The organism is Streptomyces sp. C10-9-1 (assembly GCF_024497955.1).
Taxonomy (GTDB): Bacteria; Actinomycetota; Actinomycetes; order Streptomycetales; family Streptomycetaceae; genus Streptomyces; species Streptomyces sanyensis.
The window spans coordinates 1-14,273 of sequence record NZ_JANHKP010000002.1; the positions used below are offsets into that span (position 1 = coordinate 1).

14 protein-coding genes are annotated in these 14,273 nt (G+C 69.2%); 4 read left to right on the top strand and 10 right to left on the bottom strand.

The annotated features are described in order from the left end of the window. Positions 1-3: 3 nt before the first annotated feature. The 4 genes from NPS70_RS02575 to dnaB form a co-directional block, all read right to left on the bottom strand. Entirely contained in the window at positions 4-306 is a 303-nt protein-coding gene (locus NPS70_RS02575) for a hypothetical protein (RefSeq protein WP_305885403.1), read from the bottom strand. A gap of 58 nt (positions 307-364) precedes the next feature. Further along, positions 365-700, bottom strand: coding sequence for a hypothetical protein (locus tag NPS70_RS02580; protein WP_256522225.1), 336 nt, complete (start codon positions 698-700; stop codon positions 365-367). Between the two features lie 150 nt (positions 701-850). Next, a complete protein-coding gene (locus tag NPS70_RS02585) occupies positions 851-1,306 on the bottom strand; it encodes a LysR family transcriptional regulator (RefSeq protein WP_256522228.1) in 456 nt (151 codons plus the stop codon). A 194-nt stretch (positions 1,307-1,500) separates the two neighbouring features. Beyond that, the gene (gene dnaB / locus NPS70_RS02590) at positions 1,501-2,991 is read right to left on the bottom strand and encodes a replicative DNA helicase (RefSeq protein ID WP_256522230.1); all 1,491 of its coding nucleotides are present in this window, start codon (positions 2,989-2,991) and stop codon (positions 1,501-1,503) included. A 426-nt stretch (positions 2,992-3,417) separates the two neighbouring features. Between dnaB and NPS70_RS02595 the strand changes: the two genes are divergently transcribed. After that, complete coding sequence (locus NPS70_RS02595) at positions 3,418-4,755, top strand: MATE family efflux transporter (RefSeq protein WP_256522231.1); 1,338 nt, start codon at positions 3,418-3,420, stop codon at positions 4,753-4,755. 165 nt (positions 4,756-4,920) lie between these two features. Here the strand turns inward: NPS70_RS02595 and rplI are convergent, their stop codons facing one another. From rplI to rpsF, 4 genes are all read right to left on the bottom strand, one after another. Continuing rightward, complete coding sequence (gene rplI, locus NPS70_RS02600; protein ID WP_256522232.1) at positions 4,921-5,367, bottom strand: 50S ribosomal protein L9; 447 nt, start codon at positions 5,365-5,367, stop codon at positions 4,921-4,923. Between the two features lie 18 nt (positions 5,368-5,385). Continuing rightward, the gene (rpsR, locus tag NPS70_RS02605; protein ID WP_005315025.1) at positions 5,386-5,622 is read right to left on the bottom strand and encodes a 30S ribosomal protein S18; all 237 of its coding nucleotides are present in this window, start codon (positions 5,620-5,622) and stop codon (positions 5,386-5,388) included. A 43-nt stretch (positions 5,623-5,665) separates the two neighbouring features. Next, positions 5,666-6,280 (bottom strand): single-stranded DNA-binding protein, encoded by a 615-nt coding sequence (locus NPS70_RS02610; protein ID WP_256522245.1) that lies wholly within the window; start codon positions 6,278-6,280, stop codon positions 5,666-5,668. A 73-nt stretch (positions 6,281-6,353) separates the two neighbouring features. Beyond that, positions 6,354-6,644 carry a 30S ribosomal protein S6 gene (gene rpsF / locus NPS70_RS02615; RefSeq protein ID WP_093655579.1) on the bottom strand — a complete coding sequence of 97 codons (291 nt, stop codon included), beginning with the start codon at positions 6,642-6,644 and terminating at the stop codon, positions 6,354-6,356. Positions 6,645-6,926: 282 nt separating this feature from the next. On the opposite strand from rpsF, the gene NPS70_RS02620 reads away from it, so the two are divergent. From NPS70_RS02620 to NPS70_RS02630, 3 genes are all read left to right on the top strand, one after another. After that, positions 6,927-7,271, top strand: a complete 345-nt coding sequence (locus tag NPS70_RS02620; protein WP_374211923.1) for a hypothetical protein — start codon at positions 6,927-6,929, stop codon at positions 7,269-7,271. A 197-nt stretch (positions 7,272-7,468) separates the two neighbouring features. After that, a complete protein-coding gene (locus NPS70_RS02625) occupies positions 7,469-8,587 on the top strand; it encodes a peptidoglycan bridge formation glycyltransferase FemA/FemB family protein (RefSeq protein WP_256522246.1) in 1,119 nt (372 codons plus the stop codon). A gap of 105 nt (positions 8,588-8,692) precedes the next feature. Continuing rightward, positions 8,693-9,724, top strand: a complete 1,032-nt coding sequence (locus NPS70_RS02630) for an alanine racemase (RefSeq protein ID WP_256522247.1) — start codon at positions 8,693-8,695, stop codon at positions 9,722-9,724. 97 nt (positions 9,725-9,821) lie between these two features. On the opposite strand, the gene NPS70_RS02635 is transcribed toward NPS70_RS02630, so the two are convergent. Continuing rightward, positions 9,822-11,390, bottom strand: a complete 1,569-nt coding sequence (locus NPS70_RS02635; RefSeq protein ID WP_256522248.1) for a glycosyltransferase family 87 protein — start codon at positions 11,388-11,390, stop codon at positions 9,822-9,824. Positions 11,391-11,500: 110 nt separating this feature from the next. Continuing rightward, positions 11,501-14,257 carry a transglycosylase domain-containing protein gene (locus NPS70_RS02640; protein ID WP_256522249.1) on the bottom strand — a complete coding sequence of 919 codons (2,757 nt, stop codon included), beginning with the start codon at positions 14,255-14,257 and terminating at the stop codon, positions 11,501-11,503. Positions 14,258-14,273: the final 16 nt, after the last annotated feature.

Consider the following 14,273-nt stretch of genomic DNA (forward strand, 5'->3'; position numbering starts at 1 on the left):
CCATCACGACGGCCGGGCTGCCATTTGCCGACGAGCGGCGTCCCAGACCTGCTTGAACTCGTCAGAGGTCATCTGCTCCGGATCGTGGCCTTCCCACTCGGAGACGGACAGTTCTGCTGTGATCCCGAACCGGTTGACGAACTCGTCGAGGCGGTCTGTGCCGGAGGCCTGCTGCCATTCGGCGAGGGAGGCGGCTGCGATCGGGGTCAGCTCAGGCCCTTCGAGTTCGATCTGCCGGATCACCCAGCCTTCGGCGTCGACCTCGAAGTAGAACCAGGTGTCTTCCTCGTCCCAGTAGCAGCGCATCCATGTGGTCACCAGGCCATGATGCCGGGCCAGATGCGCCGCGCTACTCCTCTTTGTCTCATGGTTGAGTGATGAATCCTGCGGATCGGTCAAGCTGGAAAGGGGAGCCGCCCCGGGTTGGATCCCAGCCTTGATCCCGTGCCTCTCGAATGCCGGCAGCAACGTGAGCTGGGCGAATGGGCTCGGTCTCGACGGCCACCCAGTTACTGGGATGGGCCTGGCCACTGGTGACGATCAAGGTCGTGCCCGGCTGGCTGCCGCCGGCCGCTTCAACCGCGTAGGTCATCGGTGTCCAGCAGAGTCCCTGCATGTAGGAGGGCTTCCTGCGGATCCGCCAGCGGTATTCGATCCCGTCAACGGTTATGTGCCGGGAGCCCTTCTTGTTCAGCGCCATCTTCCTCCTCCGGTGTCGGACTGTAGCGCCGTGCGACAGGTCCGTCTCCTGGGGTGGCCATTCGCTCAGCGCAGACGGCAGACTCCAGCGGTGACCTTCACCTCCCCGCGCCCCGCTCGACCACGAACCGACTCCTGCCAACCCTGATCTCTATCCGGATCTCGCGGCCAGTGCCTTTCCGAGGTCCCGTTCGAGGCGGTTGATCTGGACCACCAGGGCCGACTGGTGGATGCCGAGATCTTGGGCTGCTTCGGTGAGGGTGGGATAGGACTGGGCTGCCAGGAATCGCGCGAGTCGTTGCCGCGCGTATGGGCCAGTGAGGGCTTTGCGGAGAATGACGGGAAGAGCCTCGGCTTCGTCGCCGCTGCGGAGAACGGTCTGGTGGCTCGCACCGCCGCGTGGCCGGAGGGGAATGTTGTGGGTGTGGGCCCAGCGGGCCATGTTCGCGGTGCTCATGCCGGCTTCTCGGGCGAGGTCCGGCAGGGTCCGGCGGCGGTGGACGTACTGCTCGATGAGCCAGTCCCGTCCGACGGTGCCGCGGCGCTTGTAGTCCTTGGGGCCCACGCGGAGCGGGATGCCGTAGTCCTTGGCGAGGCCGGTCAGCACGCTGCGGGAGAAGCCGGTGAGGGCGGCGATCTGCTGGAGGGACCGGTGTTCTTCGAGGTAGAGCCGGGTCAGGCGCTCTGCCGGGATGGCTTGCCCCGTGCGCCGGGCTGAACGGCCGGGACGCCCCCGGAGGCAACCCTGATGGCATCGCGACCGAGAAAATGGCACGGGACTTGAGAACCTACAACCCGGGCTCAGGTCTGGGCCATGTCCACGAAGCGGGAGTAGTGGCCCTGGAAGGCGACGGTGATGGTGGCCGTCGGGCCGTTGCGGTGCTTGGCCACGATCAGGTCTGCCTCACCCGCGCGCGGGGACTCCTTCTCGTAGGCGTCCTCGCGGTGCAGGAGGATCACCATGTCGGCGTCCTGCTCGATGGAACCCGACTCGCGGAGGTCGGAGACCATCGGCTTCTTGTCCGTACGCTGTTCGGGACCTCGGTTCAGCTGGGAGAGCGCGATGACCGGGATCTCCAGCTCCTTGGCCAGCAGCTTGAGGTTACGGGACATGTCGGAGACCTCCTGCTGCCGGCTCTCCGCACGCTTGGAGCCGCCCGACTGCATCAGCTGGAGGTAGTCGATGACCACCAGCTTGAGGTCGTTGCGCTGCTTCAGGCGCCGGCACTTGGCGCGGATCTCCATCATCGACAGGTTCGGGGAGTCGTCGATGTAGAGCGGGGCCTGGGAGACGTCGGGCATCCTGCGGGCCAGACGGGTCCAGTCCTCGTCGGTCATGGTGCCCGAGCGCATGTGGTGCAGGGCGACCCTGGCCTCGGCCGAGAGGAGCCTCATGGCGATCTCGTTGCGCCCCATCTCCAGGGAGAAGATGACGCTGGGCAGGTTGTTCCTGATCGACGCCGCCCGGGCGAAGTCCAGCGCCAGGGTCGACTTGCCCATCGCCGGACGGGCCGCGATGACGATCATCTGCCCCGGGTGGAGCCCGTTGGTCAGCGAGTCGAAGTCGGTGAACCCGGTGGGGACTCCGGTCATCTCGCCGCTGCGGGAGCCGATCGCCTCGATCTCGTCGAGGGCCCCCTCCATGATGTCGCCGAGCGGGAGGTAGTCCTCGCTCGTCCGCTGCTCGGTGACCGCGTAGATCTCCGCCTGCGCGGAGTTCACGATCTCGTCGACGTCGCCGTCGGCCGCGTACCCCATCTGCGTGATCTTGGTGCCGGCCTCGACGAGGCGCCTCAGCACCGCTCGTTCGTGGACGATCTCGGCGTAGTAGGAGGCGTTGGCCGCCGTGGGAACCGACTGCACCAGGGTGTGGAGGTAGGGGGCCCCTCCCACACGGGTGATCTCGCCCCGCTTGACCAGCTCCGCGGCGACGGTGATCGGGTCGGCGGGCTCGCCCTTGGCATAGAGGTCGAGAATGGCCTGGAAGACCGTCTCGTGCGCCGGACGGTAGAAGTCGTGGCCCTTGATGATCTCGACGACGTCCGCGATGGCGTCCTTGGAGAGCAGCATGCCGCCGAGCACCGACTGCTCGGCGTCGAGGTCCTGGGGCGGGACGCGCTCGAAGGCCGGGCCACCGTCCCAGGCTCCGTCGCTGCCGCGGTCGTGGCGGTCCTCACGGCTGTCACGGCTCCCGCGACCGCCCTGGGGCTCGCCTCCCCGACGTCGGGCAGGCAGACGGTCCCCCGGTGTGTCGGCCGCCCACGGGTCGTCCAAGGGCTCGGAGATACTCACCCGGGGCCACCTCCTCCCGTCCGCACCGCGGACCTCTGCCGTGGCACTCTTTCTACGCCACGACACCGACAGATCGAGCCGCCCGACCCCCCTCGCGGCGCGTCGGGCGACGGTCCACGGTAGGCCCGGCGGGGGCGTCAGCCAATCTGGTTATCCACAGGCTGTGTGGATGAAAGACCAGATGCTGTGGAGAACTCTCCCGAACCTGTGCACGGAGCAGGGGACAGCACTGTGGACAACAGCGCACCACGACCAACAGCCCCTGGCTGACCTGCGATTTTTACATCCACCGGCTGTGCAGGAGAAAAACTTCCCCACCCGGCGCAAGATCAGCCGAAGCGCCCCCGCCGCCACCTTCGACCCAGCGATCATGTAAGGGATGCAGGCACATTGCATCTCTTACCTGTGGAAGATTAGATTGATCCCATGACCCAGGCCCCTGCGACCTCCCGAGCGCACAGAAGTCGCCATGACCGCGAGATCGTCTCCCTGGCCGTCCCGGCCTTCGGCGCCCTGGTCGCCGAGCCTCTCTTCGTCATGGCGGACAGCGCCATCATCGGCCATCTGGGCACCCCCCAGCTCGCCGGACTCGGCGTCGCCGCCGCCCTTCTGATGACCGCCGTCAGCGTTTTCGTCTTCCTCGCCTACGCAACCACGGCCGCGGTGGCCCGACGCGTCGGCGCGGGCGATCTGCGAGCGGCCCTGCGCCAGGGAATGGACGGGATCTGGCTCGCGCTTCTGCTGGGCATCGCGGTCGTCGTCGTCACGCTTCCGTCGGCACCGTGGTGGGTGGCCCTCTTCGGAACGTCCGACACCGCGACTCCCTATGCCGTCACCTATCTCCGCATCTCCAGCCTCGGCATCCCCGCCATGCTGATCGTGCTGGCGGCCACCGGCGTGCTGCGCGGGCTCCAGGACACCAGGACTCCCCTGTATGTGGCGATCGGCGGCTTCACAGCCAACGCCCTGCTCAACCTGGCCCTTGTCTACGGTGCCGGCCTCGGCATCGCGGGCTCCGCATGGGGCACCGTCGCCGCCCAGTACGGCATGGCTCTCGCCTATCTGCTCGTGGTCGTCCGAGGCGCACGCCGCCACCACGCCTCGCTCCGCCCGGATGCCGCCGGCATCCGGGCGAGTGCCCATGCGGGCGTCCCCCTGCTCATCAGGACCCTGTCCCTGCGCGCCGTGCTGATGATCGCCACGGCGGTCGCGGCACGCCTGGGCGACGCGGACATCGCCGCGCACCAGATCGTCCTCTCCTTGTGGAGCCTGCTCGCCTTCGCTCTCGACGCGATTGCCATCGCCGGTCAGGCGATCATCGGCCGCTACCTCGGGGCCGGTGACGCGGAGGGGGCGCGGCAGGCGTGCAGACGGATGGTGCAGTGGGGCATGGCGACGGGTGTGGCCTTGGGCATCCTGGTGATCGCTGCACGTCCTCTGTTCATCCCTCTCTTCACCAGTGACCCGACCGTGCAGGACACCCTTCTGCCCGCGCTGCTCGTGGTGGCGGTGTCCCAGCCGATCGCCGGCGTCGTGTTCGTCCTCGACGGTGTGCTCATGGGCGCGGGGGACGGTCCCTATCTCGCAGGCGCCATGGTCGTCACACTGGCCGCCTTCGCTCCCGCCGCCCTGCTGGTACCGCACCTCGGCGGCGGACTCACCGCACTGTGGTGGGCGATGACCCTGATGATGGCCGTGCGCCTGGTCACTCTCTGGTGGCGCGCACGCTCGGGCCGCTGGATCGTGACCGGCGCAGCTCGGTGACGGGAGAAATGCCCTGTTTCACGTGAAACAGGGCAGCTTGCTCTGTGTGGTCCTGTTTCACGTGAAACAGGACGAGGAGCAGGGGTGACCGAGCACGGCGAAGGGCCGCACCCCTTGACGGGTGCGGCCCTTCATCGGCTCAGACGAGCGGGGTCACGAGCGGCCTCAGGCGGCGACGACCTCGACGCCGAGCGCAGCAGCGACCTCGGGGTGCAGACGCACGGACACCTGGTGCGAACCCAGGGTCTTGATCGGCGCACCGAGCTCGACACGACGCTTGTCGACCTCCGGGCCACCGGCGGCCTTGATCGCCGAAGCGATGTCGGCCGGCGTGACGGAGCCGAAGAGGCGTCCGGCGTCGCCGGAGCGAACGGACAGGCGCACCTTCACGGACTCGAGCTGGGCCTTCACGGAGTTGGCCTGCTCGATGGTCGCGATCTCGTGGATCTTGCGGGCGCGGCGGATCTGCGCCACGTCCTTCTCGCCGCCCTTGGTCCAGCGGATCGCGAAACCACGCGGGACCAGGTAGTTGCGAGCGTAGCCGTCCTTGACGTCGACGACGTCGCCAGCGGCACCGAGGCCGGAGACCTCGTGGGTGAGGATGATCTTCATGATTCGGTCACCCTTCCCTTATCGCGCGGTGGACGTGTAGGGCAGCAGCGCCATCTCACGGCTGTTCTTGACGGCCGTGGCGACGTCACGCTGGTGCTGCGTGCAGTTGCCGGTCACGCGACGGGCACGGATCTTGCCGCGGTCGGAAATGAACTTCCGCAGCATGTTCGTGTCCTTGTAGTCCACGTACGCGGTCTTGTCCTTGCAGAACGCGCAGACCTTCTTCTTAGGCTTGCGCACAGGCGGCTTCGCCATGGTGTTTCTCCTGTGTGATCAAGAAGTGGGAGTACGAGCTGCCCTAGAAGGGAGGCTCGTCCGAGGAGCCGCCACCGGAACCGCCGGGGCTTCCGCCCCAGCCGCCACCGGAACCGCCGGAGCCTCCGCCCCAGCCGCCGCCGCCCTGCTGCTGACCCCCGCCGGCCGGTGCGCCGGTGGCCCACGGGTCGTCGGCGGGAGCCCCGCCGCCACCCTGCTGGCCGCCGCCGGGGCCCTGGCCCCAGCCGCCGCCACCCTGCTGGCCGCCGCCGTAGCCGCCCTGGCCGCCTCGACCGGTGGTCTTGGTGACCTTGGCCGTGGCGTTGCGGAGGCTGGGGCCGACTTCCTCGACGTCCAGCTCGAAGACCGTGCGCTTGACGCCCTCGCGGTCCTCGTAGGACCGCTGCTTCAGACGCCCCTGCACGACGACACGCATGCCGCGCTGCAGGGACTCGGCGACGTTCTCCGCCGCCTGCCGCCAGACCGAGCAGGTCAGGAACAGGCTCTCGCCGTCCTTCCACTCATTGGTCTGCCGGTCGAAGGTGCGGGGAGTGGACGCGACGCGGAACTTCGCGACCGCCGCACCGGACGGGGTGAAGCGCAGCTCGGGGTCGTCGACGAGATTGCCGACGACCGTGATGACGGTCTCGCCTGCCATGGGGGAACCTCTCGGCGGGGATTGCTTCTGGCTGCTTGCTGCTACTCGGACCCGATGACCTTGAGCCGGAGGCTCAGTGGGTCTCGGGACGGAGGACCTTGGTCCGGAGGACCGACTCGTTCAGGTTCATCTGGCGGTCGAGCTCCTTGACGACCGCAGGCTCGGCCTGCAGGTCGATGACCGAGTAGATGCCCTCGGGCTTCTTCTTGATCTCGTAAGCGAGACGACGACGGCCCCAGGTGTCGACCTTCTCGACCTTTCCGTTGCCCTCACGGACGACGGAGAGGAAGTTCTCGATCAGCGGGGAGACAGAGCGCTCCTCGAGATCGGGGTCGAGGATGACCATCACCTCGTAGTGACGCATGTGGAACCCACCTCCTTTGGACTCAGCGGCCACGGTCGTTCCGTGGCAGGAGGGTCGTGATGCGTGCGCAACGGTATCGGCGGCCACTGACAACGCCGTCCGGACCACGCGGATCGCGGACGGGCGCGCCTGGGCCTGGGCAGAGACCGGTGCAGACCGTACAGCGTACCCGTCCACAGGCTTCCGGTTGAAATCCGGGAGCGAATGGCCGCAATCTGTACGCATCGGGTGCATGCGGCGCTACGATGCGCGCCGCCTCTCGGCACAGCCAGGAGGTGCCTCATGGCACAGACAATGCGACGCCAGGCCACCGCATCACTGCGGCGGCAGTCCTCCTCCCCCGCCTCCCTGCTCGCCACCGACGGCAAGCCCCATCCCCTGCAGGACACCCTGATGGCGGCCACGCTGGTGCTGGGCGCCGTGGCCTTCATCACCGCGATGTGGCACAACCTCCATCTGCTCAGCTCGTGGGCGGGCCTGGTGGGCATCATCACCGGCGCCTACGGCCAGTTCATCTCGGCGACGACCCGTGAACGCTTCCTGCTGATCATCGGTCTGGGCGCCTCCGCGGTGGGCTTCTTCCTCGGGATGGCCCACGGCGGGCTCTTCGGAGGAGTCCTCGGCTGACTCCGGTGCCCCGCCCGCAACCGCCGCCGCGGCACCGGGCGAACGAGGGGCGCGGGCCGTGCGCGGCCCGCGCCCGCGTACGGTGTGACCCGCAGCTGTGCACAGACATTCGGGGCGCTGCGCAGGCGCAGTAGGCTTCGGCGCGAGAGCCGGAGCCCCTGTACCCATGGGGACACACCTGCCGAGGAGCGCCCCGCATGAGCCTGACCCTGAGGACCATCAGCCGTGAGCAGCATCTGGCCTATATCCAGAGCCTGCCCTCGGCGAGTCACTGCCAGGTCCCGGCGTGGGCTGATGTGAAGACCGAATGGCGCTCGGAGAACCTGGGCTGGTTCGACAGGAACGATCAGCTGGTCGGCGCCGGGCTGGTCCTGTACCGCCAGCTGCCGAAGATCAAGCGCTATCTCGCGTACCTGCCCGAGGGACCGGTGATCGACTGGTACGCGCCCAACCTCGACGACTGGCTCCAGCCCATGCTGGCGCACCTGAGGAACCAGGGCGCGTTCTCCGTCAAGATGGGGCCTCCGGTCGTCATCCGCCGGTGGGACGCCCCCGCGATCAAGGCCGGCATCCAGGACCCCGACGTGAAGCGCCTGCGGGACGTCCAGGCCACCCACGTCGAGCCGCGCGCCTTCGAGGTGTCCGACCGCCTCCGCAAGATGGGCTGGCAGCAGGGCGAGGACGGCGGCGCCGGCTTCGGCGACGTGCAGCCGCGGTACGTCTACCAGGTCCCGCTGGCCAACCGCTCGCTCGACGACGTCCTCAAGGGCTTCAACCAGCTCTGGCGCCGCAACATCAAGAAGGCCGAGAAGGCCGGCGTGGAAGTCGTGCAGGGCCGCTACGAGGACCTGGAGGAGTGGCAGCGCCTGTACGAGATCACGGCCGTGCGCGACCGCTTCCGCCCCCGCCCGCTCTCCTACTTCCAGCGCATGTGGACCGTCCTCAACAACGAGGACCCGAACCGCATGCGTCTCTACTTCGCCCGGCACAACGGCGTGAACCTCTCGGCGGCGACCATGCTGGTCGTCGGCGGCCACGTCTGGTACTCCTACGGCGCCTCCGACAACATCGGCCGCGAGGTGAGGCCCTCCAACGCGATGCAGTGGCGGATGCTGCGCGACGCCTACGCCATGGGCGCCACCGTCTACGACCTCCGCGGCATCAGCGACTCGCTCGACGAGACGGACCACCTCTTCGGCCTGATCCAGTTCAAGGTCGGCACCGGCGGTGAGGCCGTCGAGTACATCGGCGAGTGGGACTTCCCCCTCAACAAGCTGCTCCACAAGGCGCTGGACATCTACATGTCGCGCCGCTGACGCGGCGGGGCGGCCCCGGCACGGGAGGCGGCCGCCCGGCGCACGACTCCGTACCCTCGTACACACCCCCTGAACACCGCAGCCACCAGAAAGGGTCCGGCCAGTATGGCGCTCTCCCTCTACGTCGACACCGCGCGCTGGCGGGCACACCAGAAGTCGGTCATCGACCAGTTCCCCGGCCTCGTCCCGGTCTGCAAGGGCAACGGGTACGGCTTCGGCCACGAGCGCCTCTGCGAGGAGGCGGCCCGCTTCGGGACCGACATGCTGGCCGTGGGCACCACGTACGAGGCGGCGCGCATCAAGGACTGGTTCGGTGGTGACCTGCTCGTCCTCACCCCGTTCCGGAGGGGCGAGGAGCCCGTGCCGCTGCCGGACCGCGTGGTGCGGTCCGTGTCCTCCGTCGACGGCGTGTACGCGCTGGTGGGCGCCCGGGTGGTGATCGAGTGCATGAGCTCGATGAAGCGCCACGGGATCACCGAGGAGGAGCTCGGCCAGCTCCACGCGGCGATCGAGGACGTCCGCCTCGAAGGCTTTGCCCTGCATCTGCCCCTCGACCGCACCGACGGTTCGGACGCCGTCGAGGAGGTCATCGCCTGGATGGACCGGCTCCGCGCCGCGCGTCTGCCGCTGGGCACCATGTTCGTCAGCCATCTGCGGGCCGACGAGCTGGCCCGCCTGCAGCAGCAGTTCCCGCAGACCCGGTTCCGCGCCCGCATCGGCACCCGGCTCTGGCTGGGGGACCATGAGGCCACCGAGTACCGCGGAGCCGTTCTGGACGTCACCCGCGTGGTCAAGGGCGACCGGTTCGGCTACCGGCAGCAGAAGGCCGCCTCGGACGGCTGGCTGGTGGTGGTCGCCGGGGGCACCTCGCACGGTGTGGGGCTGGAGGCTCCCAAGGCCCTGCACGGGGTGATGCCCCGGGCCAAGGGTGTGGCGCGGGCCGGACTGGCGACCGTGAACCGCAATCTGTCGCCCTTCGTGTGGGCGGGCAAGCAGCGTTGGTTCGCCGAGCCGCCGCACATGCAGGTGTCGATCCTCTTCGTGCCGGCCGATGCCCAGGAGCCCAAGGTCGGCGACGAGCTGGTCGCCCATCTGAGGCACACCACGACCCAGTTCGACCGCCTCGTGGACCACTGACGGTCCCCCGACCGGGAGTGCCGCCGCGGGGCGGGTGCAGGAGCCTTCCTGCACCCGCTCCGCACCGCCTTGGGGGACGCCGGCGGCGTCAAGGGCCTCAGACCGCGCTGCGCGGTGCCTTGTCCGCTCCCGGGCCGCTCAGCGCCCCGCGAGGGGCGTACGCCTGCTCCCCACCGCGGTCCGGGGTGTCCTTCCGGGAGCCGTCCGCGCCGAGGACGAACACGTCGCCGGCGCCGTCGAGGATCCCGCCCGACGGGTCGTCGTCTCCGTCCCGGCGCACCACGTCGCGCTCCGGCCGCAGGATGTCCCGCAGGATCACGGCACAGAGGTAGAGCGTCCCCAGCAGGTGCAGGGCGATGGCGAGCTGGTATCCCTCGACCGGCAGTCCCTGGTGCTTCTCGCTGGTCGTGTACGCCAGGTACATCCAGATCCCGAGGAAGTACAGCACCTCGCACGCCTGCCAGATGAGGAAGTCCCGCCAGCGGGGCCGGGCAAGGGCGGCCAGGGGGATCAGCCACAGGACGTACTGCGGTGAGTAGACCTTGTTGGTCAGGATGAAGACCGCGACCAGCAGGAAGGCCAGCTGGGCGAACCGGGGGCGGCGCGGGGCCTTAAGGGTGAGCAGGCACAGGCCGACGAAGGCCACGACCACCAGCGCGATCGCCGCGTCGTTGACGAACTGCACGTCGATGGGCTTCCCGGTGCGCTGGGTGATGACGAGCCAGAAGGAGCCGAAGTCGATCGACCGCTCCTGGCTGAAGGCGTAGAACTTCTTCCAGCCCTCGGGGGCGAGCACCATCACGGGCAGGTTGACCGCGAGCCACGCCCCGGCCGCCGACAGGCAGGCGGTGAGGAACGGGCGCCAGCGTCCGGTGCGCCAGCACAGGGGGAGCAGGGGGGCGAGCAGGAACACCGGGTACAGCTTCGCGGCCGTCGCCAGTCCGATGAGGATGCCGAAGGCCAGGACCCGCCCGCGCGACCACATGAGCATCGCGGCGGCGGTGAGGGCGACCGCGAAGAGGTCCCAGTTGATGGTGGCCGTCAGGGCGAAGGCGGGGGCCAGGGCGACGAGCATGCCGTCCCACGGCCGGTGGCGGTGGGTGCGGGCCACGCACACGGCGATCACCGCGGTGCACACCATGAGCATGCCCGCGTTGACCAGCCAGTAGAGCTGCTCGCGCTGCATGACGTCGCCGTCGGAGACGCCCAGCCAGAAGCCGATGTCACTGATCCAGGAGGCGACCTGCATGAACAGTCCGGTGAGCACGGGGTACTCCAGGTACTCCATGTCGCCGGGCAGGCGGTCGAAGTAGGGGACGAGCCCCTCGGAGAAGCCGCGGCCCAGGTACAGGTGCGGGATGTCGGAGTAGCAGGCGTGGGTGTACTGGGAGCTGGCTCCCCGGAACCAGGCCCAGTTGTAGCAGGGCAGCTTCTGCACCATGCCCAGCGCGAACATGCCGATCGCGGTCAGTGCGACCACGGCCGCGGGGGTGAGCCGCCCGGCCGTGCCGCCGCGCGCCCGACGGCCGAGAGGCCCTCCGATCAGCTCGGAGGCGGCCGCGGCGATGCTGTCGCTCCGGGTGGGAGCCACGTCGGGGCGGTCCTGGCCCACCGGGCCCGCACCGGGGCGTTCCGGGTGCGCGGTGGTCTCTTCTGGGCTGGGCATGGTGCACATCCTGCCGTACCGGGTGGGGTAAACGGCCGGGGCCGTCGCTTCCGGCGGGCGCCGGGCGCCCTTCGTGCCGGATGCGACGGCCCCGGGGCCGCGTGCGGGGATCAGGTGCCGTCGGACCCGCCGATGAGCCCGCCGCCGTTCCCGCCGTTCCCGCCGTTCCCGCCGCCGTTGGACCCTCCGCCGCTGTCGGCACCGCCGTCGACGCCGCCGTCGACACCGCCGTCCGTCGTGGAGGGCGAGGGGCTGGTGGTGACACCGCCGTTGGTCGAACCCTCGTCCGTACCGCCGTCGGTACCGCCGGTGGGCCGGCAGGTCCAGTCCTCCCACGGGTTGCAGGAGGGGGAGGGGCGGCCGGGCGACTTGGAGGGCGAGGGCTCGGCCTCGGACTCCGAGGGCGACGGCGAGGGGGAGGACGAGGGAGAGGTGCTGGGCGTGGGCTCGGGGCTCTCCGCGCCGCCGCCCCAGACGGCCTCGGCGTCCAGCTCCTCCGGGGCGGGGAAGGTCATGACCTTCTCGCCCTTGAGCGCCGAGGACATGTAGTCCTGCCAGATGCGGGACGGGAACGACGAGCCGTGGACCTTCGGCTGGTCACCCGTGCCGTACATGTCCTCGAACTTGCGCTTCTTGTTGTTCTCGTCGTCGTCGAGGCGGTACATGTCGATCGCCGTGGACAGCTGCGGCGTGTAGCCGACGAACCACGCCTGCTTGTTGCCGTCGGTCGTACCGGTCTTGCCGGCGACCTGGCGGCCGGGGATCCGCGCCTTGCGGCCGGTGCCCTCCGGGTCGTCGACGACGGAGCGGAGCACGTCGGTGACGTTGGTGGCGACGGCCCGGCTGAAGGCCCGCTCGGCCTTGTCCTCGTGCTCGTAGACCGTCTCGCCCTCGTACTGGACGCGCTCCACGGAGTAGGGGTCGCGCTGCTCGCCGTCGGCGGCGAAGGTGCCGTAGGCACCGGCCATGCGGATGGCGCTGGGGGAGGAGATGCCGAGCGAGAACGAGGGGACGTCCGACTTCACCAGGCTGGACTCCAGCAGGCCGGCGTCGAGCGCCGCCTGGCGGACCGAGGGGATGCCCACGTCCATGCCGAGCTGCACATAGGGCGAGTTGGCCGAGTGGATCATCGCCTCGCGGAGGCTGATGTCGCCGTAGCTGGCGTCGTCGTCGTTGACCTGGTTCCACTCCTCCCCGTTCTGGTCGTGCCACACGGAGCCGTCGTAGTTCCTGACCGTCAGCTTGTTCTCGCCGCTGTAGCGGCTCTTGTCGGGATCGACGCGGGTACGGCTCTCCGGGCCCTGCTCCTTGCCGCCCCCGGGGTCGCGGACGCCGTCGCGCATGGCTGCGGCCAGTACGAAGGGCTTGAAGGTCGATCCGACCTGGGCACCGGTGGCGTCCGAGTTGTTGGTGAAGTGCTTGGTGGCGTCCGTGCCGCCGTAGATGGCGATGATCTTGCCGGTCTCGGGCTCGACCGACGCCCCGCCGAACTGGACGTGGGTGTCCGTCTCGGGGCGCTTCTCCGGGTCGATGTACTCGTCCAGGATCTTGTTGACCGACTTCTCGAGCAGGGCGACCTTCTTCTTGTCGAAGGTCGTGTGGATCTCGTACCCGCCCTGGGCGAGGTCCTCGGCGCCGATGTCCCGGTCGTTGTTGTTGATGAAGTTGGCCTTGGCGAGGTCCACCAGATAGCCGATCTGACCGCTGAGCTGCGCGTTCTTCTTCGGCTTGTCCGGCATGGGGAACTCGGTGTAGGTGGCTCGCTCGGCCGCCTCGAGGTGCCCGTCCTTGACCATCTCGTCCAGGATCCACGCCCAGCGCTCGGTGGCGCGGGCGGTGTTGTTGGCGGCCGTGGCCTCGGGGTCGATCGCCTCGGAGCCAGCCGGGTCGAAGTAGGTCGCACCCTTGAGCAGCGAGGCGAGGAAGGCGCTCTCGCTCGCGTCGAGATCCTTGGCGTCCTTGCCGTAGTACGTGCGGGCGGCGGCCTGGATGCCGTAGGCGCCGCGGCCGTAGTACGCGGTGTTGAGGTACCCCGCCATGATCTCGTCCTTGTCGACCTCGGAGTCGATCTTGATCGAGATGAAGAGTTCCTTGAGCTTGCGGGTCACCGTCTGGGACTGGTCGTTCAGCCGGTTGTTCTTGACGTACTGCTGGGTGATCGTCGAGCCGCCCTGGGTCTGGCCACCGGTCGCCATGTTGAACACGGCGCGGCCGATGCCCTTCGGGTCGATGCCCGAGTCCTTCCAGAAGGTCTTGTTCTCGGCGGAGACCACCGCGTTCTGCATGTCGCGGGGGATCTGGTCGAAGCCGATGATCTGCCGGTTGGTCTCACCGCCGGTGGCCGCCATCTGCGAGCCGTCGGCCCAGTAGTAGACGTTGTTCTGGGCCGTGGCCGCCTCGTCCGGGTTGGGGACGACCACCATGGCGTAGGCGATGGTGGCGGCGGTCATCATGCTGCCGAAGAAGGCGATGATCAGGCCGGTGACCAGCTTCCAGGAGGGCACCCAGCGCCGCCACCCGTACTTGTCGTACCTCGGGTAGTCGATGATCCGGCGCTTTCTCGGCCCCTGGCCGCCGCCTCCCCCGTTGCCGCCGGTGCCGCGCCGTCCGCCGCCGCGACCGCCCTGGCCGCCACCCCCGGCCCCCGGCTCGTCACCCCGCCGCCGGCCGCCCCGCTGCGCGGCACGGCGGGCCTCGGCGCGGCTGCCGTAGGCGGGACCCTCGGCGCCGTGGGAGGCGCCGGGGGAGGCGGATGTGGCACTTGGGCCGGGTGCTGCGCGACGGCCCGACGGCTGCTGGGCGGCGCGACGGGCCGCGGCGCGCCCGCCACCCTGCGGCTGTGGCGGTTTGCGACGGTGCTCGCTCATCGAACGACTACTCCTC